Annotated in this window: 20 protein-coding genes; 15 read left to right on the top strand and 5 right to left on the bottom strand. The window is 70.7% G+C overall.

Features of this window, described 5'->3' with window-relative positions; all coding sequences use genetic code 11:
* Nucleotides 1-107: 107 nt before the first annotated feature.
* The 3 genes from ACFYRY_RS17570 to ACFYRY_RS17580 form a co-directional block, all read right to left on the bottom strand.
* Nucleotides 108-1,205, bottom strand: a complete 1,098-nt coding sequence (locus tag ACFYRY_RS17570; protein WP_389145681.1) for an RNA polymerase sigma factor SigF — start codon at nucleotides 1,203-1,205, stop codon at nucleotides 108-110.
* A 17-nt stretch (nucleotides 1,206-1,222) separates the two neighbouring features.
* Nucleotides 1,223-1,636, bottom strand: a complete 414-nt coding sequence (locus ACFYRY_RS17575) for an anti-sigma regulatory factor (protein WP_389145684.1) — start codon at nucleotides 1,634-1,636, stop codon at nucleotides 1,223-1,225.
* A 262-nt stretch (nucleotides 1,637-1,898) separates the two neighbouring features.
* A complete protein-coding gene (locus tag ACFYRY_RS17580; RefSeq protein ID WP_389145686.1) occupies nucleotides 1,899-2,159 on the bottom strand; it encodes a UBP-type zinc finger domain-containing protein in 261 nt (86 codons plus the stop codon).
* Nucleotides 2,160-2,244: 85 nt separating this feature from the next.
* Between ACFYRY_RS17580 and ACFYRY_RS17585 the strand changes: the two genes are divergently transcribed.
* The 6 genes from ACFYRY_RS17585 to ACFYRY_RS17610 all read left to right on the top strand — a co-directional run bounded on the left by ACFYRY_RS17585 (nucleotide 2,245) and on the right by ACFYRY_RS17610 (nucleotide 9,101).
* Nucleotides 2,245-3,840, top strand: a complete 1,596-nt coding sequence (locus ACFYRY_RS17585; RefSeq protein WP_389145689.1) for a Na+/H+ antiporter — start codon at nucleotides 2,245-2,247, stop codon at nucleotides 3,838-3,840.
* A gap of 59 nt (nucleotides 3,841-3,899) precedes the next feature.
* Nucleotides 3,900-4,436, top strand: coding sequence for a hypothetical protein (locus ACFYRY_RS17590; protein ID WP_389145692.1), 537 nt, complete (start codon nucleotides 3,900-3,902; stop codon nucleotides 4,434-4,436).
* Nucleotides 4,437-4,607: 171 nt separating this feature from the next.
* Entirely contained in the window at nucleotides 4,608-5,342 is a 735-nt protein-coding gene (locus ACFYRY_RS17595) for a hypothetical protein (protein WP_389145695.1), read from the top strand.
* Nucleotides 5,339-7,504 (top strand): hypothetical protein, encoded by a 2,166-nt coding sequence (locus ACFYRY_RS17600; RefSeq protein ID WP_389145698.1) that lies wholly within the window; start codon nucleotides 5,339-5,341, stop codon nucleotides 7,502-7,504. The genes ACFYRY_RS17595 and ACFYRY_RS17600 overlap by 4 nt, the downstream gene beginning before the upstream one ends.
* Nucleotides 7,505-7,540: 36 nt before the next feature.
* The gene (locus ACFYRY_RS17605; RefSeq protein ID WP_389145700.1) at nucleotides 7,541-8,512 is read left to right on the top strand and encodes a hypothetical protein; all 972 of its coding nucleotides are present in this window, start codon (nucleotides 7,541-7,543) and stop codon (nucleotides 8,510-8,512) included.
* Entirely contained in the window at nucleotides 8,499-9,101 is a 603-nt protein-coding gene (locus ACFYRY_RS17610) for a hypothetical protein (RefSeq protein WP_389145703.1), read from the top strand. The genes ACFYRY_RS17605 and ACFYRY_RS17610 overlap by 14 nt, the downstream gene beginning before the upstream one ends.
* Nucleotides 9,102-9,133: 32 nt before the next feature.
* On the opposite strand, the gene ACFYRY_RS17615 is transcribed toward ACFYRY_RS17610, so the two are convergent.
* Nucleotides 9,134-10,021, bottom strand: coding sequence for a 1-aminocyclopropane-1-carboxylate deaminase/D-cysteine desulfhydrase (locus tag ACFYRY_RS17615; protein ID WP_389145706.1), 888 nt, complete (start codon nucleotides 10,019-10,021; stop codon nucleotides 9,134-9,136).
* A gap of 178 nt (nucleotides 10,022-10,199) precedes the next feature.
* Here ACFYRY_RS17615 and ACFYRY_RS17620 point away from each other — a divergent pair, with 178 nt between their 5' ends.
* From ACFYRY_RS17620 to ACFYRY_RS17650, 7 genes are all read left to right on the top strand, one after another.
* Complete coding sequence (locus tag ACFYRY_RS17620) at nucleotides 10,200-11,606, top strand: family 2B encapsulin nanocompartment shell protein (RefSeq protein ID WP_389145709.1); 1,407 nt, start codon at nucleotides 10,200-10,202, stop codon at nucleotides 11,604-11,606.
* A gap of 112 nt (nucleotides 11,607-11,718) precedes the next feature.
* A complete protein-coding gene (locus ACFYRY_RS17625; protein WP_389145712.1) occupies nucleotides 11,719-12,795 on the top strand; it encodes a family 2 encapsulin nanocompartment cargo protein polyprenyl transferase in 1,077 nt (358 codons plus the stop codon).
* 221 nt (nucleotides 12,796-13,016) lie between these two features.
* Nucleotides 13,017-13,649: a GNAT family N-acetyltransferase gene (locus ACFYRY_RS17630; protein ID WP_389145716.1), complete on the top strand. Its 633-nt coding sequence runs from the start codon at nucleotides 13,017-13,019 to the stop codon at nucleotides 13,647-13,649.
* Between the two features lie 221 nt (nucleotides 13,650-13,870).
* Nucleotides 13,871-14,455 (top strand): dihydrofolate reductase family protein, encoded by a 585-nt coding sequence (locus ACFYRY_RS17635; protein WP_389145718.1) that lies wholly within the window; start codon nucleotides 13,871-13,873, stop codon nucleotides 14,453-14,455.
* 26 nt (nucleotides 14,456-14,481) lie between these two features.
* The gene (locus tag ACFYRY_RS17640; protein WP_389145721.1) at nucleotides 14,482-14,727 is read left to right on the top strand and encodes a hypothetical protein; all 246 of its coding nucleotides are present in this window, start codon (nucleotides 14,482-14,484) and stop codon (nucleotides 14,725-14,727) included.
* Between the two features lie 186 nt (nucleotides 14,728-14,913).
* Complete coding sequence (locus tag ACFYRY_RS17645; protein ID WP_389145724.1) at nucleotides 14,914-16,068, top strand: anion permease; 1,155 nt, start codon at nucleotides 14,914-14,916, stop codon at nucleotides 16,066-16,068.
* An 18-nt stretch (nucleotides 16,069-16,086) separates the two neighbouring features.
* Entirely contained in the window at nucleotides 16,087-16,320 is a 234-nt protein-coding gene (locus ACFYRY_RS17650; RefSeq protein ID WP_389145726.1) for a hypothetical protein, read from the top strand.
* Nucleotides 16,321-16,454: 134 nt separating this feature from the next.
* Here ACFYRY_RS17650 and ACFYRY_RS17655 read toward each other — a convergent pair whose 3' ends face one another.
* On the bottom strand, nucleotides 16,455-17,480 hold the full coding sequence (locus ACFYRY_RS17655; protein WP_389145729.1) for an Lrp/AsnC ligand binding domain-containing protein: 1,026 nt from the start codon (nucleotides 17,478-17,480) through the stop codon (nucleotides 16,455-16,457).
* Between the two features lie 209 nt (nucleotides 17,481-17,689).
* On the opposite strand from ACFYRY_RS17655, the gene ACFYRY_RS17660 reads away from it, so the two are divergent.
* Together ACFYRY_RS17660 and ACFYRY_RS17665 are read left to right on the top strand one after the other, a co-directional pair.
* Nucleotides 17,690-19,243 (top strand): AbgT family transporter, encoded by a 1,554-nt coding sequence (locus tag ACFYRY_RS17660; RefSeq protein WP_389145732.1) that lies wholly within the window; start codon nucleotides 17,690-17,692, stop codon nucleotides 19,241-19,243.
* Between the two features lie 112 nt (nucleotides 19,244-19,355).
* On the top strand, nucleotides 19,356-20,543 hold the full coding sequence (locus ACFYRY_RS17665; protein WP_389145735.1) for a M20 family metallopeptidase: 1,188 nt from the start codon (nucleotides 19,356-19,358) through the stop codon (nucleotides 20,541-20,543).
* Nucleotides 20,544-20,644 lie beyond the last annotated feature (101 nt).

Here is a 20,644-nt window from a genome sequence, read left to right on the forward strand (position 1 = left end):
GACCGACCGTGCTGACGAGTGGCCGTCCCGGCGAGTGGCCGTCCCGCCGACCACCCTTCGCGCGACGGGTGGTCGTCCGGTGTTGCCGCGTCCCGGTCGGCGGCCGACTACTCCTCCACCAGCAGCTTCTCCCGCAGCTGGGCCAACGTGCGGGCCAGCAAGCGTGAGACGTGCATCTGCGAGATGCCGACCTCCTGCGCGATCTGGGACTGGGTCATGTTGCCGAAGAAGCGCAGCAACAGGATCCGCTTCTCGCGCGGTGGCAGGTCCTCCAGGAGCGGCTTGAGGGACTCGCGGTACTCGACGCCCTCCAGCGCCTCGTCCTCCGCGCCCAGGGTGTCCGCGACCGCCGGGGACTCGTCGTCGGTGTCGGGGACGTCCAGGGACAGCGTGGAGTACGCGTTGGCGGACTCCAGGCCCTCCAGGACCTCCTCCTCCGAGATGGCCAGCTTCTCGGCCAGCTCGTGCACCGTCGGAGAGCGGCCGTGCTGCTGGGACAGCTCCGCCGTGGCCGTCGTCAGGGCCAGCCGCAGCTCCTGGAGCCTGCGCGGTACTCGCACCGCCCAGCCCTTGTCGCGGAAGTGCCGCTTGATCTCTCCGACGACCGTCGGTGTCGCGTACGTCGAGAACTCGACGCCGCGGTCCGGGTCGAAACGGTCCACCGACTTGATCAGGCCGATGGTGGCGACCTGGGTGAGGTCGTCCAGCGGCTCACCGCGGTTGCGGAAGCGGCGCGCGAGGTGCTCGACGAGCGGCAGGTGCATACGGACCAGCTGGTTGCGCAGCTCCGCGTACTCCGGGCTGCCCTCCTTCAGGGCCCGCAGTTCGACGAACCTGGCGCGCGCCCCGCTGCGGTCCTGATGGTCGTGCCGGGTGGCCTGCACCCGCTGCGCGACCTTCGCGTCGTCCTCGGAGTTTCGCTGGTGCTCGCTCATCGTCCCGCCCGTCGCCCTTCCCCGAGCCCTCGCCTCGGCTCGGACAGGGGTGACCTCGATCCGTCCGTCCGCAGGCGTGCTCTGCACAGCACCTTCCCGGTCATGCTGCCCGTCCTCCAGGAGGCCCGCCTCCGAGGAGTCGTCCTCCGGGTGCGGCCGGGCCTGCTCGGGGATGCCGTCGATGCCGTCCGCCATGCGTCGGGATGTGTTCGGACCGCCCGTGCCCGTGGCGGCGGGCTGCTCCCGTGTGCCGCGCTCTTCGTCCCGCACCGGCCCGTCCCCGTTCCTCACGCCGGCCCGGGTCCCGCGCCGCGCTGTTTGTAGAGGCTGATCGAAACGGTCTTGTCCTCGTCGACGGCCGAGGAGACCTTGCCGGCGAGGGCCGACAGCACGGTCCACGCGAAGGTGTCCCGCGCGGGGGCGTGACCGTCAGTGGTCGGCGCCGAGACGGTGACCTCCAGCGAGTCGTCGACAAGGCGGAACACACAGCTGAGGACTGAGCCGGGCACGGCCTGCTGGAGCAGAATCGCGCACGCCTCGTCCACCGCGATGCGCAGGTCCTCGATCTCGTCGAGGGTGAAGTCCAAACGGGCCGCGAGACCGGCCGTGGCCGTACGCAGCACCGACAGGTAGGCACCCTCGGCCGGCAGCCGGACTTCGACGAAGTCCTGGGTCGCGGGCTCGCCTGCGATCTGGGACACCCTCACCTCCAAGGTGGTACAAGCTTTTCAGGGGCCGAGGGTCGCCCCCCGGGATAACGCGATACATGGTTCAGCGGTGACGCTACCGCGCTCTGAACTTTCCTGTCCCCGGGACCCCAGCCCCTTGCTGTCACTCATAGTAAACACACGGATACGCTCCGTGGCTAGGGGGTCTGCGGGCCCAATTGGGAAGAGCGCGCGCCGGATTGACGTACCCAGACGTCAGACGGTCGAACCGTCCCGATCTGGGGTCGGTCGGGGGTCATACGAGGACGTGGTCGACGAAGCACCACCGCCATGCCTCACCGGGCTCGAACGTCCGCATGATCGGATGTCCGGTGTCCTTGTAGTGCTCTGTCGCGTGCCGTCCCGGCGAGGAGTCGCAGCAGCCGACGTGGCCGCAGGTCAGGCACAGTCGCAGCTGCACCGGATGGGTGCCGGTCGCGTGGCACTCCGTACAGGTGTCGCTCAGCGGCTCCGGTTCGGGGTGCGGCAGCTCGTCGGCGTGCGTGCACTGTTTCATGATTGCCAGGTTACGACGGGTGTGCGGACGGCGGCGCGAAAAGGCGCGGGCGGCACCCGACGACGGATGAGGGTGGGCGGGAAGCATGGACGTGATGCCACTGCTGTTGCTGGTGGCGGGCAGTGCCGTGGTCGCGGCGGCGGCTCGGCGTACCCCGGTTCCGGCGCCGCTGCTGCTGGTCGCGGCCGGGCTGGCGGTCAGCTATGTCCCCGGGGTCCCCGGGTACACCCTCGACCCGCATGTCGTGCTGCCCCTCGTGCTGCCCCCGCTGCTGTACACGTCGGCCGCCGACAGTTCCTACCTGGACCTGCGGGCGCAGCTGCGGCCGGTGGCGCTGCTGTCCGTGGGGTACGTCCTCTTCGCGACCTTCGCCGTCGGCTGGGCCGCCTACCTGATCGTGCCGGACCTGCCGCTGACCGCGGCGCTGGTGCTGGGCGCGGTGGTGGCGCCGCCGGACGCCGTCGCGGCCACGGCGGTCGCCCGCCGGGTCGGGCTGCCGTCCCGGATCACCACGATCCTGCAGGGCGAGTCCCTGGTGAACGACGCCACCGCGATCACGGCCTACCGGGTGGCCCTCGCGGCGGCGGTCGGTGAGGGCGCCACCTGGGCCGGCGGGATCGGCGAGTTTCTGCTCGCGGCGGTCGGCGGCGTCGGCTTCGGTCTGGTGCTCATGGTGCCGATCCACTGGCTGCGCACCCACCTCAAGGAGGCGCTGCTGCAGAACACCCTTTCCCTGCTGATCCCGTTCGTCGCGTACGCGGCCGCCGAGCAGGTGCACGCCTCCGGTGTCCTCGCGGTCGTGACCGTGGCGCTCTATCTCGGACATCGCGCGTGGGAGGTCGACTTCGCGACCCGCCTCCAGGAGGAGGCCGTCTGGAAGATGGTCGCCTTCGTCCTGGAGTCCGCGGTGTTCGCCCTGATCGGCCTGCAACTGCCGGTGATCCTCAAGGGTCTGGGCCCGTACGAGGGGGGTAGTGCCGCCTGGTACGCGATCGCCGTGTTCCTCGTGGTGGTCGTCTCCCGTTTCGTATGGGTGTATCCGGCGACCTTCCTGCCTCGCAGGCTGTCGGCGCGGATCCGGGAACGTGAGGCCAACCCGACCTGGAAGGCGCCGTTCGTCATAGCCTGGGCGGGCATGCGGGGCGTGGTCTCCCTGGCCATCGCCTTCTCGATCCCGCTGACCGTGCACGGCGGCGGCCCCTTCCCCGAGCGCAACCTCATCCTCTTCCTGACCTTCACCACGGTGATCGGGACCCTGGTCCTCCAGGGCCTCACCCTGCCCTCGCTGGTCCGTCTCCTGAAGCTCCCCGGCCGGGACGCGCAGGCCGAGACCCTCGCGGAGGCCAACGCCCAGGCGCAGGCCTCCCGGGCCGCCGAGCGGCGCCTGGACGAACTCCTCTCCGACGAGCACAACGCCCTTCCGGGGCCACTGGCCGACCGTCTGCGCTCGGTCCTGGAGCGGCGCCGCAACGCGGTCTGGGAACGCCTCGGCCAGGTCAACCCGCTCACCGGTGAGACCGTCGACGACGCCTACCGGCGCCTGTCCCGGGACATGATCGGCGCCGAACGCGCGGTGTTCGTCAGGCTGCGCGACGCCCGGTACATCGACGACGAGATGCTGCGGACCCTGCTGCGCAGGCTGGACCTGGAGGAAGCGGCGGCTTATCGGGAAGCGGTGTGAAGAAGGGTCGTTTCCCCCTAATGTGGTCATGACGGTGATCCCCGTACATGGTGATCCCGGTGTGCAGGACGGGGGGCGGGGGCCTGATGCAGGACGCGTGCGAGCCCGGGGCGGACGCCACGCTCGCGATCAACCAGGTGAGCGCGTGGATCGTCGCGGCCGACACCAAGGCGGGACTGCTGGCCGCGAGCCTGGGGGTCCTGGTCGCCGGGCTCCTGACCCAGGCGGCCCCGCTGCGGACGATGGCTCCGCCGCACACGGTCCGGGAAACCCTGATCCTGCTGCTGGCGCATCTGGTGATGATCTCGGTGGCGATGTCCGGCTGGTTCATCCTCCGCACGCTGGCCCCGAAGTCGACGACGGGCCTGCCGACACGGTACGGCTGGCCGGCGCTCGCGCGGCGTACCGGCGCTCCGGAGCCGGCTGCGGGACCGGGCGGGGAGAGCGGGCGGGCGCGGGCTGAGGCGTGGCAGCACGCGGTCGACCTCGCGGTCATCGCGGAGCTGAAGTACGTCACCTTCCGGGTCGCGTTGGCGTGGGCGATGGTAGCGGGTGGAACCCTGCTGTCGCTACTGATTGTCATCCTTTGGGCATGATCTGATGATCCATTGGCTCGGCGTACGGTTTCCTGGTTAATCTCTGCTTTCTCCCCGTCGAGGTGGCGGAATTCCGCCACCTCACCCATCCATGGCGGGGCGTTCTGGGGTGCTTGACCTTGGGGGACGAGGAGCTTGACAACTTCCGGTGTTTTTCCTGTTCATCACGTCATGCTCGGCCTCGACATCCAGGGTTCGTCCCGGCCTACCCGTGACGACAGCGTCCTGCCGACGCTGCGCGCCGCACAGACCAGGCTGATCGCCGAGGCCCTGGGACAGCAGGGCGTCGACCAGGACTCGTACGCGCTCCGCAGCCGCGGCGACGGCGGTCGGTACGACTTCCGTCCTGGTGTCTCTCCGGTCCCCGTGGTGGAAGCGGTCACAGGCCGACTCCCCGGCCTGCTGAGGCGCCACAACAAGCAGTCGTCCGAGGCGCTCCAGCTCGTACTGCGGCTGGTCGTGCACGGCGGATACCTCGTGCCCACCCCCGACGGGGGCGACGCCGACGGCGCGGACGTCAACCTGTTGCACGGGATGCTGGACGCGGAGCAGCTGCGTTCCGAGCTCGTCGACAACGGTGCGCCGTACGTGCTCGCGGTGTCGGAGAGCATCTGGCACGGCGCCGTCCGGCACGGGCACGGCGAGCTCGACCCGGACGCCTTCACGCCCAGCGAGCTGACCGTCAAGGGTGGCCAGAAGGTGGCCACCTGGCTGACTCCGGCCGCCCGCACCCCGCGGCCCGCACCGAAAACCGAGCCCTCGCAGACGCGACAGGCCGACCAGGCGCCTCGCCGCGACGGCGGCGCCTCCGCATCCTCCGACGAGCGTCCCCGGCCGGGTATCACCTTCAACGGGCAGGTGCGGGCCAAGAACGTGGTCAGCGGCGAACAGTGGAACATCCGGTGAGTCCACCGGAGTCCCCGGACCCCGCCGACGCGACCGACCCGAAGGACGACGATCCCGCGAGTGGCGGGCCCGGTGCGACCGGCGACCAGGCGGCCGGTGCCGACGAGGAGGAGTTCGAGCCGGGTGACATGCACCGGCTGCGCTCCGACCTGGACAACGACGTGGGCCGCTTCGACGGCGCCGGGTCGATGACCTTCCGACGCCGGGTGCGGGCCGAGTCGATCGTGGGCGGCGACCAGTTCATCCTCAACATGGCCGGGCGCCCCGCCCGCCGCCCCAGCTGGTACCGCCTCACGGACGCCGACCTGAGGGAGATGGAGCAGGTCTACGTGCGTCCGTCCTGCGCTCAGGACGCGGAGAGCACGCTGCGCCGCCACCGAGTCCTGGTGCTGCGCGGTCCCCGCCACAGCGGCCTGCGTTTTCTCGCCACGGCCGTGGCCGTCACCCTCGCGCCGCCCGACGGGCAGTGCCGCCTCCTCCACCCGGGCACCGATCCGGACGCCCTCGTCGCGCAGGACGTGGCCGCCAGGTGCGCCTACGTCCTGGAGACCGGGCCGGCGCGGGCGGACCGCCCCCTGAGCGGCTTCACCCTGTCCAAGCTGTCGCAGATACTCACCGACCGGGACGCCTTCCTGGTGCTGACGGTCGACGACGACTCGCCCGCTCCGCCGGACACGGCCGCGTGGACGGTGTCGGTGGACGCACGTCCGGACGGCGCCCGTCTGCTGCGCAGCCACCTGCGGCACCGGCTGCCCACACAGCGGCGCTCGCACGCGGAGACCCTGCTCGGCCACGAGGAGGTGACCGAGTGGCTCGCGAACAGTCCGACGCCGACGGAGATCGCACAGACCGCCCGCGAACTGGCGCGGACCGCCGACGGATCGGTGACCGTGGCCGAGTGCATGGCCCAGGTCGCCGTACGCCTCAAACAGGACGCGGCGGACCTGCTCAAGAACCCGGAGCTGCCCCGGGAACTGGCACTCGCCGTGGCGTTCTTCGGCGGGTTCCCGTACGCCACGGTCACCCGGCTGGAGAACCGGCTGGCCGACGTCGTGCACGAGGCGATGGCACACGACGGAGCCCGTCCGCGCCCGTTCCTCGCCGTCACCCGCAGGCAACGACTGGACGCGGTACGAGCCGTCACCGCCACCGGGACGGTGCACACCCGCTACGGCAGCAGTCCGGCGGAGGTCGTGGACTTCTCCGCGCGGGGACTGGCACCGGCGCTGATCGACGCCATGTGGCTGGATTACGACGGCTTCGAGCTGCTGCGTTGGCTCTCCGACCTCGTGCACGACCCCGACGCGGCGGTCCGGCGGCGCGCGGCGGTGTGCGTGGGCCGGCTGTCCCTGCTGAGCTTCGTCGAGATCGCGGAGGAGGTGCTCCAGCCGTGGTCCCTCTCGACCGATCAGCGCGACCGGGTGGCCGCGGCCATCGCGCTCTCCGTCGCGGTGCGCGACCCCGCCGTCGCCGGACACGCTCTGGGCCTGGTGGAGTCCTGGGGCGCGGCCCCCAACCGGTACCGGCGCATGACCGCCGCTCTCGCCTGGGGGCTCGCGGTGAGCCCCGTACAGCCGGTCGTCGGCATCCAGGGGCTCGGCGAGCTGCTGGACACCAAGGACGGGGGCGTGGCCTGGTCGACGAGGGTGGGGCTGTCCGCCGCGTTCACCAGCGGGCTGTCCACGCTCGTCCTGGAGGCGATGGGCACCTGGCTCGACGGCGCCGACGACCCCTCCCGCGGTCAGCTTCTCGCCGCGTTCCTACGGGTCTGCCGCCTGTATGGCGCGGACGGCAGACCGGACGCCGTGAACTGGCCCACCGTCCTGTGGCTGTTCGGACGGAGCGGTTCGACGGACCACGATCGTCCCCAGGGCCCGGGCGGCGCCGCCGAGGTCGACGATGACGTCGTCGACCTCTGGCGGTCCGCCCTCGCGCACCGCGCCACGGCCAGGGAGGCGCTCGACGTCCTGGAGTCCTGGATCCGGCAGGCCGACCGCAACGGCGAGTGCCGCGAGGCACTGCTCGACCTCGTCGACGAACTGATCGTGGACGGCAGCGACTTCCGACGGTTCGACCACTACCTGCAGCGGCTCGCCCATGGGCCGTCCACCCCGTCCTACACCGCGCAACTGGCCCTCGAGGAGCTGGACGCGCTGCGCTGAGCGGCAACGACACGAACGACAGGAGCCAGTGTGGCCATGACCAACGGGCCGGTGCGCGGACCCTTTCCGGTGACCCGCCCGCGCGACATCGAGGACCGGGCGCGCCCGGGAGCCGGTGAATGCGCGGTGGTCCAACTCGGCAACCAACTCCAGCCCCTGCCCAGGGGGGAGGTGCCCCCGTCCGGCATCGGCTGGTTCCGGCCCAAGGGGCAGTACTGGATCGTGGACCTGAGGGAACTGGGCACCACCCTGGACGTGGAACTCGAGAGCGCGGACAAGGGGCTGCGCTTCCAGGGCCAGGTCGAGGTGGTCTGGCGCATCGCCGACGCCCGGCTGGCGGCCGAGCAGGCCCCCTTCGACGTACCGAAGATCCTCAAGCGCCGTATCGTGCCGCGCCTGAACAGCGCCGCACGCGGTTACGGACTGGACGCGGTCGGGGAGTTCGAGTCCTGGGCAGCTCGGGAGCAGTGGACCGTACACCTCGGTGACGGACTGCTGGAGGTCCTGGAGGTCACCTGCGCCCTGCGGCCCGACGCCGAGGCCACGGACATCACCCGTACCGGCACGCTGAGCAGCATGCAGCGCACCAACGCGGCCGCGATCCTCAACGAGGGCGAGATGGGCCTGATGGCCGAGGCGCTCAGCAAGGACCCCGAGGCCGCCATGGAGTTCTACCGGGACCTCCGGGAGGACAAGCGGGTGGCGATGCTCGCCCACCTGGAGATCGTCAAGGCGGTGGCCGGGTCCGACTCGAGCGAGGAACACGAACGGGCCCACGCGGTCAACGAGCTGCTCACCCAGATCCGTAACACCCTGCCGAGCTCGGCGACCCAGCTGCCGCCCGCGGCCTCGGCGAATGTCCCCCGCCAGCTCGGCGAGGGCCGGTCCCGCCGCCGGGACCGCAGGGCCCGTCGCCAGGACGACGGCGTGTACGAGGACCGGCGCGACCGCGGGCCGGGCCCGGACAAGGACGACGACGCCGGACAGCCACGCCGTGAAGACGACTGACGGGGCCGGCTCGATGATCGAGATCTTCAACCTCCTCGTGGACGTGTGGACCGAGGCCTTCTCCTGGTTCGTCTATCCGATACGTGTCCCCTTGCTGATCCTCGCGGCGATCGTGGTGCTCTGGCTCGTCCTGCGCCATGTCGTACCGCGTGCGGGCGGCACCGCCGACTGGACGGGAACGAAACTGTCCGCGCTCGTCGCGACGGTGCTCCTCGCCCCCGAGTACGCGTGCACCCTGCTGATCCTCCGGCAGGGCCGGGGTATTCCGCTGGTGCTCCGGATGTACGGCCAGTGGGCCGAGAACGTCTCCGACTGGACGAAGACAGCGGGGCAGAGCCTGGGCCGGGGCATGCGCGCCTGCACGCGGGTGTCCTTCAAGGCGGTCACCGCCGTGATGCTCGTCTACCTGGTCGGCTACAACGTGCACGCGATCGGCAGTGCCGAGCACCCGGCCTCCCAGGACGCCCCGGTGGTGGTCTGGTGGGACTCCCTCCAGGTGTGGGTGGACGCCCCCGAGCACCCACTGCTGGAGGACGGGGGGACCCCGGCCGCGCGCCCCGCGGGCTTCCGCCACCCACTGACCGCCTGACCGCCTGGCCGGGTCGCCTGACCGCCTGATTGCTAGGGCCGACCCGTGATCACCGCGGCCACGGTGGTTCCCGGCGTGAAGTGGCCCTCCTGGGCGAGGACAACAAGTCCGTACAGCAACTTGGCGACATAGAGCCGCTCGACCGGCAGGCCGTGGCGGCTCTCGAAGTCCGCGGCGAAGGCGTCGAGTTCGGGGGTGGTGCGGGCGTAGCCGCCGAAATGGAACCGCTCGTCGAGGCTCCAGCTGCCGCGGGAGCCGCCGAAGGCCTGCTGTTGCAGGGCCCGTATGTCGCCGTCCAGGAAGCCCCCCTTGAGGACGGGGACGCCCAGCGCGCGCCGATCGGGGCCGAGTCCGGCCGCCAGCCCCGCGAGCGTGCCTCCGGTGCCGCAGGCCAGCCCGACGACGTCGGCGTGGTCGCGCAGCTCCTCGCCCAGGGCCAGGCATCCCCGCACGGCGAGGGCGTTGCTGCCGCCCTCGGGCACGACGTACGCGTCCTCGGCGCCCGCCGCGCGCACCACGGCCGCCAGGGTCTTCGGCTCGGTCTTGCGACGATAAGTCGACCTGTCGATGAAATGCAGCCGCATGCCGTCGGCCGCGCAGCGGGCCAGGGAGGCGTTGAGCGGGCGGCCGGCGAGTTCCTGACCGCGCACCACACCGACGGTGCGAAGGCCGAGGAGGCGCCCCGCGGCGGCCGTGGCGCGCAGGTGGTTGGAGTACGCGCCGCCGAAGGTGACGACGGTACGCCCGGCCGCCGCGGTGAGGTTCGGCGCGAGCTTGCGCCACTTGTTGCCGATGAGCTCCGGGTGGATGAGGTCGTCGCGCTTGAGGACGAGACCGACGCCGTACCGGGTGAAACGGTCGTCCTCGATCTCCTGCAACGGGGAGGGGAGCCGGGGGCGCAGGGAGGCGAGGCTGGTCACGGATCCATTGTCACCGCCAGGAACCGCCGACGGACAGGCGTGTCTGCCCAGTCGTGGGTGATCCAACCCCGCTCTTTCGTGTAATAGCACCGGCACGCTCCGTGATGGAAGGCTTGGCCGTGCAGATCGATGCGCGGAGCACACGCTGCCGCGTATGAGCCGGGGAGGGCAATTCCTTATGTCGGTAGGCGAAGAGGTCCGCGCGCAGCAGGACAAGCCGCAGCAGAGTCTCGGTACGGCGGCCGCGCGGAACCTGGCCACCACCACCAAGTCCGCACCCCAGATGCAGGAGATCAGCTCCCGCTGGCTGCTGCGCATGCTTCCGTGGGTGAACGTGCAGGGCGGTACGTACCGGGTGAACCGGCGACTGACCTACGCGGTCGGGGACGGCCGGGTGACGTTCGTGAAGACCGGCGACCGCGTGGAGGTGATCCCCGCGGAGCTGGGCGAGCTGCCCGCACTGCGGTCCTACTCGGACGAGGACGTGCTCAGCGAACTGGCTCGGCGCTGCGAGCAGCGGGAGTTCGACGCCGGGGCCGTGATCGCCGAGTTCGGCAGCCGGACCGACGAGGTCTTCCTGCTGGCGCACGGCCGGGTGGAGAAGGTCGGCACCGGGCCCTACGGCGACGACGCGGTCCTCGGAGTCCTCGCCGACGGCGCGTACTTCGGCGACCAGGCCCTGCTCGACCCGGACGCCATCTGGGAGTACACGGCCCGCGCGGTCACCGCGTGCACCGTGCTCGTGCTGCCCCGCCAGTCGGTCGAGCAGGTCGCGGAGCGCAGCGAATCCCTGAGCGAACACCTCCAGGGGCAGCGTGCGATCCCCTCGCAGCGCACCAACAAGTTCGGCGAGAAGGAAATCGACCTCGCGGCCGGCCATGACGGTGAGCCGGACATCCCGCACACCTTCGTCGACTACGAGGCCCGGCCCCGCGAGTACGAACTGAGCATCGCCCAGACGGTGCTGCGCATCCACTCCCGCGTGGCCGACCTCTACAACCAGCCCATGAACCAGACCGAGCAGCAGCTCCGGCTCACGGTCGAGGCGCTGAAGGAACGCCAGGAGCACGAGCTCGTCAACAACCGCGAGTTCGGTCTGCTGAACAACTGCGAGTACGACCAGCGCCTCCAGCCGCACGACGGCGTGCCCGGCCCTGACGACCTGGACGAGCTGCTCAGCAGGCGGCGCGGCACCAAGCTGCTGCTCGCCCATCCGCGCGCGATCTCCGCGATCGGCCGTGAGCTCAACAAGCGCGGCCTGGTCCCCGAGACCATCGAGGTGGCCGGCAACCGGATTCCCACCTGGCGCGGGGTGCCGATCTACCCGTGCAACAAGATCCCGGTCACCGAGGCCCGGACGACCTCGATCATCGCCATGCGTACCGGCGAGGCCGAGCAGGGTGTCATCGGCCTCCAGCAGGCCGGCATCCCGGACGAGATCGAGCCGAGCCTGTCGGTGCGTTTCATGGGCATCAACGAGCAGGCGATCATCAAGTACCTGGTGACGGCGTACTACTCGGCGGCGGTCCTGGTGCCGGACGCGCTGGGTGTCCTGGAGAACGTCGAGATCGGCCGCTGGAGGTGACGTCCTGGCACCTGAAGGTCGTGTTCCCGCCCTTGGGGGCGGGTGCACCCTGGTCGTCCGCGCCCGGCCGCGGCGCGGACACCATCGTCCACGGACTCGCCGAGGGGGGCCCATGACCGAGTTCATGGCGGAGACGGAGCGATGCTCCGCGGGGACGCATCCGCTCGACGGTCACGAGGCGGGGGTGATCCTCGAACGGACGCGGGCGTCGGTCGATCCCGCGTTGCGCTCCGCGATCGAGTCGCTGCCCGGCTCCATGCGCCGCATCGCGCTCTACCACTTCGGCTGGGAGCACGCGGACGGCACCCCGGCGGCGGGCAACTCGGGCAAGGCGATACGTCCGGCGCTGGTCCTCGCCGCGGCCGCCGCGCTCGGTGGGCCGGGGGCGCGGGAGGCGGCGGTGCGGGCGGCCGCGGCGGTGGAGCTGGTCCACAACTTCACCTTGCTGCACGACGATGTGATGGACCGGGACACCACCCGTCGGCACCGTCCCACCGCGTGGACCGTGTTCGGTGACGCCGACGCGATTCTCGCCGGAGACACGCTCCAGGCGCTGGCCCTACGGTTGCTGGCCGAGGACCCGCATCCGGCGTCCGCGCGGGCAGCCGCCCGGCTCGCCGACTGTGTCGTCGAGCTCTGCGCCGGCCAGCACGCCGACACCGCCATGGAGGCGCTCGGCCCGCGCGACGTCACTCTCGACGAGGTGCTCACCATGGCCGAGGCCAAGACGGGCGCACTGCTCGGGTGCGCCTGCGCTCTCGGCGCGCTGTACGCGGGCGCGGAAGACGAGGACGTTCAGGCGCTGGACGGGTTCGGCCGGGAGGCCGGGCTCGCGTTCCAGCTCATCGACGACGTGATCGGCATATGGGGCGACCCGCGCAGCACCGGCAAGCCGGCCGGCGCGGACCTGGCCGCCCGTAAGAAGTCGCTGCCGGTGGTCGCCGCGCTGGTGTCCGGGACACCGGAGTCCGCCGAACTGGCCGCACTGTACGAAGCCCCTTATGCGGAGGAGGACCTGGAGCGGACCGCCCTCGCGGTGGAGCGGGCGGGTGGGCGGGACTGGGCGCAGGTCCAGGCCGCGGACCGGATGGCCCGGGCGATGCAGGAGCTGGCCCGGGCGGTGTCCGACCCGGAAGCGGCGGGCGGTCTGCTGTCGCTGGCCGAGTTCGTGACCCGGCGCAGCAGCTGAGGCGTCCACCGAAGGGCGTCCACCAGGGGGGAGGGCGCCCAGGGCCCCGGAGGTCTTGGCGGCGGTGCGGCTCCTGACTCCGCACCGCCGCGGGCTCCGGTCCGGCGGGTCCCGCACATCCCCACGATGTGCGGGCCCCGCTCTTCCGCCCAGGCGACGGAAGGTCCCGTATAGGCTCAACCGCCGTACGACCAAGGCTGGTTGAGACCAAGGGGTGGGCGATGGGTGTGGCGGTCCGGACGGCGGGCGCAGGGGACCGGGAGTCGGTCGTACGGTTGCTGGACGCGGCGTTTCGGGACGATCCGGTGAGCTGCTGGGTTTTCCCGGGAGACGAGCACCGGCGTACGACCCATCCCTTGCTGATGGCCGCGTTCACCGACATCGTGCTCGATGAGGGCCGGATCGACGTCACCGAGGACGGCACGGCCTGCGCGCTGTGGCTGCCCGTGCCGGGGGACGAGCATGGACACGACTCCGGTCTGGACGACTCCGCCGGAGACGACTCCGCTGAGGGCGACGGCCCCGCCCGGTTGCGTGAGGCCGTGGACCCGGACAACGAGCGGGTCGAACTGATCGGGCGGCTCACGGCGGACATTCACCCCTCGGGCCGCGCCCACGCCTACCTGTGGATGATCGCCGTGGCCCCGGAGCGTCAGGGCGAGGGCCTCGGCACCGCGCTCCTGGCCCCGGTCCTCGACCGCTGCGACCGCGAGGGGCTGCCCGCCTATCTGGAGGCGAGCAACGCCCGCAGCCGCCGGCTGTACGAGCGCCTCGGCTTCGAGCTCGTGGGCCGCCCCCTCGACCTGCCCGACGGCCCCAAGATGTGGCCGATGTGGAGAGAGCCCCAGGGCTGATTCCGAGCACCTCGACAGCTGATTCCGAGCACCTCGACTCCGGCGCCGACGCGCGGGCGGACCGGCGCTCCGGATCGCCGGCCGGGCGGAACCTCTTCTCCCACTTGATTCCCTGCCCGGGATTCGCTTGTGACCACTACAAGTGGAGCACTATAACTGGAGTGGTTGGAGAGGGGGCTGACACGGCTCCCGTAGAACGCCCCCTACGGAAAGAGACCGGCTTGCGCAAGCTCACGTACTACATCGCCTGCTCCATCGACGGGTTCATCGGGGACGAGAGCGGCGACGCGTCGTACATGGTCCGACTCGTCGACGAGGAGTTCTTCGAGTTCCTCAAGAACGAGTATCCGGAGACGATGTCGACCCAGGGCCGCCGGGCCTTCGGCCTCGACGACCTGGAGAACAGGAGGTTCGACACGGTCATCCAGGGCCGGGCCAGTTACGACCTCGCGTTGAAGGAGGGCATCACCAGTCCGTACGCCCATCTGCGCGAGTACGTCGCCTCACGCACCCTGAAGGAGTCGCCCGACCCGAAGGTCGAGATCGTCGCGGACGACCTGGTCGGCAGGGTGCGGGAACTCAAGGCGGAGGACAGCGCGTTCGGTATCTACCTGTGCGGCGGGTCGGTGCTCGCGGGCGAGCTGTTCGACGAGATCGACGAACTGGTCATCAAGACCTACCCGGTGGTGCAGGGCTCCGGCATGCCGATGTTCCAGTCCGCCTTCGCGATCAGCGAGTTCGAGCTCGACGACGTACGGACCTTCAAGAACGGCGCCATGGTGCGCACGTACAGCAGGAAGCGCTGACGCGCCGCTCGTCCTACTCTGAGGACATGGACAGCGGCGCACATGCCTGTCCCGTCTGCGGACAGCCCGTCGACACGGTCGTCCGGCGTCACAAGACGCTGGGCGTGTGGGTCCCGGTGTGGGTGGCCGGACCGTGCCGAGCCCCCGAGTGCGCGGCGTACGTCGAGGAAGGCGCGGACAGCGCCGAGGCCGGACGGAAACCCGGCAGGGCAGAGCCCGGGTCGAGGGATCCCCGGAACACCGGCGAGCACAGGGCCGAGAAGAGCGCCTGAGAACACGACCCGAACGGTGTCGGCAATCCCCGACCGGCATCACTTCGCGCGCCTTCCGTAGCCGGACCAGTCCTCCAGGGTCAGGCCCCCGGCGTCACACGGCCTCCATCACTTGTGCGCGCGGTTCTGGACCAGCCTTTGCCTCCGGTTCTCCGGGGATTGGCCTGGCCTTGTTTGCATGGCGGAATGGACCACATAACGTTCCTGGTGGCCGTCGTCATCGTCACGGCGCTCGCCTTCGACTTCACCAACGGGTTCCACGACACGGCGAACGCGATGGCCACCTCCATCGCCACGGGGGCGCTGAAGCCGAGAACCGCCGTCGTCATCAGCGGAATCCTCAACGTGGTCGGCGCCTTCCTGTCCACCGAGGTCGCCAAGACGATCTCCGGCGGCATCGTGGACGACACCCTGGTCTCCCCAGGAATGATCTTCGCGGGGTTGATCGGGGCGATCCTGTGGAATTTGCTGACCTGGCTGGTCGGGCTGCCGTCCAGTTCGTCGCACGCGCTGTTCGGCGGGCTGATCGGCGCGGTCTGGGTCGGTGCCGGTTCCCACGGTGTGCACTTCGACAAGGTGGTCGAGAAGGTGCTGATCCCGGCGGTGGCCTCGCCGCTGGTCGCCGGGGTCGCCGCGCTGATCGCCACCTACTTCGCCTACAAGCTCACAGCCCGGGCCCGCAAGGAGTCGGTGACCAAGGGCTTCAGGCTCGGGCAGATCGCCTCCGCCTCGCTGGTCTCGCTGGCGCACGGCACGAACGACGCGCAGAAGACCATGGGCGTCATCACCCTGACGCTCATCTCGGCGGGCGCGCTGGGCCACGACGCCGGTCCGCCGGTGTGGGTCATCGCGTCGGCGGGGCTCGCCATCGGTCTGGGCACCTACCTCGGCGGCTGGCGGATCATCCGCACGATGGGCAAGGGCCTGACGGAGATCCAGTCGCCGCAGGGTTTCGCCGCCGAGACCGCCTCCACGACCGTCATCCTGACCTCCGCCCACCTCGGCTTCGCCCTGTCCACCACTCAGGTCGCCTCGGGCAGCATCCTCGGCGCGGGCCTGGGACGGCGGCTCGCGGAGGTGCGCTGGGGTGTCGCGGGCCGGATGGTCGCCGCCTGGCTGATCACTTTGCCCGCCGCCGCGCTGGTCGGCGGTGTCTCCGCGAGCGTGGTCAAGCACGGCGGCAACCTCGGCACGACCGTGGTCGCCCTGATCGGTGCGGCGGTCGCCGCGGGCATCGTGCTCCTGTCCCGGCGCAACCCGGTGCACGCGAACAACGTCAACGACGCCCATGAGGTCGCCATCAAAGCCACCACGCCGGCCGGTGTCGGCACTGCCGCCTGAGTCAGGGGAGTTCACAGCATGAGTCTCGACTGGAGCGCACTGGGCCAGGTCACCGCGGTGAGCGTCGGCGTCACCGTCGCCGTGGTCGTCGTCTTCGCCCTCGGCGTCCTCGGCCTCGCGCGGTTCGAGGGAGCACGCGCGGAGAACGGCACCACCCACGCCGTGAGCCTCACCCAGGCCGCCCTCTGCTTCGCCGCGTGCGCGGCGGTGGTGGCGTACGGGATCTATCTGATCGTGCCGCAGTTCCACTGACCCGGAGCGCTGTACGGGAACGACCAAGGGGCTCGGCCGGAACCTGTCCGGCCGGGCCCCTTCGGGGTTCTAGCCGGCCACCGGATCCGTTCTCCCGCTGACTCCGTCACCTGGCACCCCTGGGGGCACCTGACCTACAGCAGTGTCGGCGCGTGGAACTCCCCGAGCCCCGATGTCCGGTCCCGGTCCAGCCAGTAGCGGCGCGGTTCGGCGAGCATGACGGCCGTGCTGACGGTGAGGATGCCGGGGATCCTGGCGAGTTCGTCGTCGACGAAGACCGCGAGGGCGGAGCGGTCGGTGACCAGGCCGACACACAGGACGGACATGTCGCTGGCGACGTGGACGGCGAGCCGGGTCTGCGGGAGCTGGTCAAGGCGCCGCATGACGTCGGGGGTGTCGCCGGGGGCGACCCGCAGGCGCAGCAGGAACGGGGTCTGGAAGCCGAGCCATTCCGACACGATCTCCAGGCGCGGCTTGACCCACTGCTCGTCGAGGACCCGACGGACGACGCGGTGCGCGGTGGAGGTCGCCAGGTCAGCTGCCCGCGCGATGCTCGCCGCGGAGGACCGGCCGTCCCGCATCAGCAGGGAGACGACCGCGCGCTCGGCCTCGCTCAGGGGTTTGGCGGGAGGTGTCGCCGTCGCGATGCCCTCCGGCTGCGTACCGGAGAGTCGCAGCAGGTCGGCCCGTTCGGCGCCGTTCAGGAGCTGCGGGTCCCAGGTGATGCCCCGGCGCAGGGTGCTGAGCGCGGGCAGCGCGTTGACGCGGCGGACTCCGGGGACCGAGAACATCCGGTCGACGGCCTCGCTGGTGGCGGCGTCGCTGGGGGCGTGGACCACGGCATAGAGCGGATAGTCACCGGAGATCTGCGCCAGGAGCTGGAGGTGGGGCAGGTCACGCAACCGGTCGAGGACGGCCAGCGGAGTCTCGCCGGTAACGTCCAAAAACACGTGGATCGGCATCGCCGTGGAGTGCATGCCCCAGTCGGCCTGGCCGATCACACGGACCATTCGGGCCTCGTGCAGCCGGTCGTAGCGGCGCTTCAGAGTGCTGGCGTCGGCGGACAGGATCCCGCCGATGTCGTCCCAGGTGGCCCGGGGTGCCAGGTGCAGTGCCCCGATCAGGCGCCGGTCGAGCTCGTCCAGGAGAAGGCGGGTCATGCGCCCACCTTAGACCGCAGCCGTCTGCTGATTAATGCCACTGTTACAGACTGGCTATAGAGAATCTCTCACTCTGCTGTCATGGTTTGCAGGAACATCCCCGAGATGTCATCTGGGCCCCTCCCGGACGTCGTCCCCGAATGTCCTCCCCGGGCGTCCTCCCTGAGCGTTCTCCCCGGGTGTCCCCCCGAATGCACGAAGAGGTACCCATGAGTGCCACCGCCACCGAGCCCCAGCCGACCGAACCGCCTTCGAGAGTCCTGCGCGCCGCGTTCCGCGCCTTCGCGGCGATCGAGAAGGTCGGCAACAAGCTGCCCAACCCCTTCTGGCTGTTCTGGATCCTCGCGGGGGTCGTGATCGTCCTCAGCGCGATCCTGGCGGCGGCCGGCGTCAGCACCCCGCACCCCGGAACGCACGAGACCATCAAGGTCCAGAGCCTGCTCAGCAAGGCCGGGCTCACGACGATGGTCGAGGGGGCCGTCGACAACTACGCGACCTTCCCGCCGCTGGCCACCATCCTCATCGTCGGCTTCGGGATCTCCGTCGCCCAGGCGAGCGGGCTGTTCACGACCCTGCTGCGCCGCATGGTCGCGCGGGTGCCCGGCAGGTACCTCACCTTCGCGCTGTCGATGACGGCGATGGTCGCCCACGTCGCCGGCGACGCCGCGTATGTCACCCTCATCCCGCTCGGGGCGCTCGTATTCCGCGCGGCCGGCCGCAGTCCCGTCCTCGGCTGCATCGTCGCCTACGTCTCCGTCTCCGCCGGCTACGACGCCTCCCCGTCCCTCACCACGACCGACGTCCTGCTGTCGTCGATCTCCACCGCCGCCGCCCACACCATCGACCCGCACCACGTCGTGACCCCGGTGGCGAACTACTTCTTCGGCGTCGCCTCGTCCGTGCTCGTGGCCCTGGTCATCACGCTCGTCGTCGACAAGGTCATCTCCAAGCGCTCGGACCTGGACCCCGACGAGCCGGTCACGGCGCTGACCGCAGCGGAGTCGAAGGCCATCGAGGTCACCCCGGACCAGCGCCGCGCCCTGCGGGCGACCGGCCTGGCCGCGCTCGGCTTCGTCGCGGTCCTCGCGGCCGCCATGATCCCGGCGTCCTCCCCGCTGCGCGGGGAAGGCGGCTCGCTGGTCGAGTCCCCGGTGATCAGCGGCATGTCGATCGTGCTGTTCCTGTTCTTCTCCCTGCTCGGCTGGGTCTACGGCCGTATCGCCGGGACCTTCCGCGCGGCGGTCGACCTCCTGGACGCGCTGGTCGAAGGCACCCGCACCTTCGCCCCGATCCTGGTCCTGTTCTTCGCGATCTCCCAGTTCCTCGCGTACTTCAAGTGGACGAACATCGGCGACGTCATCGCCATCGAGGGAGCCGAGACGCTGAGGCAGATACACCTCGGCGGCTGGGGCGTGCTGGTTGGCATCGCCGTACTGATCACCTTCATGAACCTCGTGATCACCAGCGGTTCCGCCCTGTGGGCGTTGGCCGCGCCGGTGCTCATCCCGATGCTGATGCTCATCGGGATCGAGCCCGAGACCACCCAGGCCGTCTACCGCGTCGCCGACTCGGTCACCAACTGCGTCACCCCGATGAGCCCCTACTTCGCGATGGCGCTCGGCTTCATCCAGCAGCACCGGAAGTCCGCCGGCATCGGCACGCTGGCCTCCTTCACCATCCCGATCGCCGCCGTCGTCTGGGTCGTCTGGGTCGCGTTCTTCGTGCTCTGGTACCTGCTCGGCATCCCCTTCGGCGTCGGCTGACCCGGCCCTGCCAAGCGACAAGCGCCCCCACACGCCGTCGTACGAGACCTACGACAGGCACCAGGTCGTGTCTCTCCTGCGAGACGTACGACAGACACGGAGAAAGCCGATCATGACCACATCGCCCGAACCCGCCGCCGCCCTCATCGCCCGCGCCCAGGAGGTCTCGTCGGAGATCCTCACCGACATCCTCACCCTCGTCCGCCAGGAGACCAGCAGCCACGACCTGGCCGGCCTCGCGGCGGGCCTGGACCTCCTGCGCGAACTGGCCGTGCACCGGCTCGGGCAGCCCGACCACGAGCACCGTCACCCCGGCGGCGAGTCGGGCGACACCCTCACCCTGACCTACACCGGCAGCGGCGCCGGGCACGTCGCGCTGGTCGGCCACTACGACACCGTCTGGCCGACCGGAACGTTCGCCGGCTGGGAGCAGCCGGAAGCGGACCGCGACGGTCGCGAGAAGCTCAGCGCGCCCGGCATCTTCGACATGAAGACCGGTCTGGCGCAGGGCATCTGGGCCCTGAGGCTCGCTCGGGAGAGCGGCGCGGCGGTGCCCACCGTCACCTTTCTCTTCAACGGCGACGAGGAGATCGGCTCGTTGTCCTCACGGCCCGTGATCGAGGACGTCGCGAGGAAGGTCGACGCCACCCTGGTCCTGGAGCCCACCGCGCACGGCGCCGTCAAGACCGCACGCAAGGGCTCCGGCATCTTCAAGGCGGCCGCCACCGGCGTCGAGGCCCACGCCGGGCTCGCGCCCGAGGACGGGGCGAGCGCGATCCTGGCACTGTCCGAGTTCGTGATCGCCGCCGCGAAGGTCGCCCGCCCCGAGCGGGGCACGACCATCAACACCGGCCTGATCAGCGGCGGTTCGGCCACCAACGTGGTCGCAGGACGGGCCACCGCCAGCATCGACATCCGGATCAGCAGCGAGTCCGAACAGGACCGTGTGGACGCCGAGTTCGCCGCCATCAGGGTCAGTGACCCCCGGGTGCGCATCGAGGTCGACCACGCCTGGAACCGGCCGCCGATGACACTGAACGCCGCCTCCGCCCCGCTCTTGGCCCTCGCCCGCGAGGTCGCCCGCGAGCAGGGACGCGCGGACCTGCCCGACGCGGCCGTCGGCGGCGCCAGCGACGCCAACTTCGTCGCCGCGCTCGGTCTGCCGGTCCTGTGCGGCATGGGCGCGGTCGGCGACGGCGCCCACGCCCGGGGCGAGTTCGTCTACCCCGACACCGTGCCCGCCCAGACCGCCCTGGTCGCCGGGCTCCTCCAGCGCCTGGCCGAACCCCTGCGCGGCTGAGCCCTCAGCGGGTTGAAAAAGACCGCACCCGGACCGTCAGAGACGCCGTTCTCGGCGGCCTGCGGAACCGGGTGCGGGCAGGAAGACCGGGCGACCAGGCA

Origin of the sequence: Streptomyces sp. NPDC005263, assembly GCF_042872365.1 — a bacterium.
In the GTDB taxonomy this organism is placed as follows: domain Bacteria; phylum Actinomycetota; class Actinomycetes; order Streptomycetales; family Streptomycetaceae; genus Streptomyces.

What these genes read in the sequence shown, in the direction of transcription:
- ACFYRY_RS17580 (WP_389145686.1), bottom strand. Translation starts at nt 2,159, where the DNA reads ATGAAACAGTGCACGCACGCCGACGAGCTGCCGCACCCCGAACCGGAG.
- ACFYRY_RS17585 (WP_389145689.1), top strand. Translation starts at nt 2,245, where the DNA reads ATGGACGTGATGCCACTGCTGTTGCTGGTGGCGGGCAGTGCCGTGGTC.
- ACFYRY_RS17595 (WP_389145695.1), top strand. Translation starts at nt 4,608, where the DNA reads ATGCTCGGCCTCGACATCCAGGGTTCGTCCCGGCCTACCCGTGACGAC.
- ACFYRY_RS17605 (WP_389145700.1), top strand. Translation starts at nt 7,541, where the DNA reads ATGACCAACGGGCCGGTGCGCGGACCCTTTCCGGTGACCCGCCCGCGC.
- ACFYRY_RS17620 (WP_389145709.1), top strand. Translation starts at nt 10,200, where the DNA reads ATGTCGGTAGGCGAAGAGGTCCGCGCGCAGCAGGACAAGCCGCAGCAG.
- ACFYRY_RS17625 (WP_389145712.1), top strand. Translation starts at nt 11,719, where the DNA reads ATGACCGAGTTCATGGCGGAGACGGAGCGATGCTCCGCGGGGACGCAT.
- ACFYRY_RS17630 (WP_389145716.1), top strand. Translation starts at nt 13,017, where the DNA reads ATGGGTGTGGCGGTCCGGACGGCGGGCGCAGGGGACCGGGAGTCGGTC.
- ACFYRY_RS17640 (WP_389145721.1), top strand. Translation starts at nt 14,482, where the DNA reads ATGGACAGCGGCGCACATGCCTGTCCCGTCTGCGGACAGCCCGTCGAC.
- ACFYRY_RS17645 (WP_389145724.1), top strand. Translation starts at nt 14,914, where the DNA reads ATGGACCACATAACGTTCCTGGTGGCCGTCGTCATCGTCACGGCGCTC.
- ACFYRY_RS17650 (WP_389145726.1), top strand. Translation starts at nt 16,087, where the DNA reads ATGAGTCTCGACTGGAGCGCACTGGGCCAGGTCACCGCGGTGAGCGTC.
- ACFYRY_RS17655 (WP_389145729.1), bottom strand. Translation starts at nt 17,480, where the DNA reads ATGACCCGCCTTCTCCTGGACGAGCTCGACCGGCGCCTGATCGGGGCA.
- ACFYRY_RS17660 (WP_389145732.1), top strand. Translation starts at nt 17,690, where the DNA reads ATGAGTGCCACCGCCACCGAGCCCCAGCCGACCGAACCGCCTTCGAGA.
- ACFYRY_RS17665 (WP_389145735.1), top strand. Translation starts at nt 19,356, where the DNA reads ATGACCACATCGCCCGAACCCGCCGCCGCCCTCATCGCCCGCGCCCAG.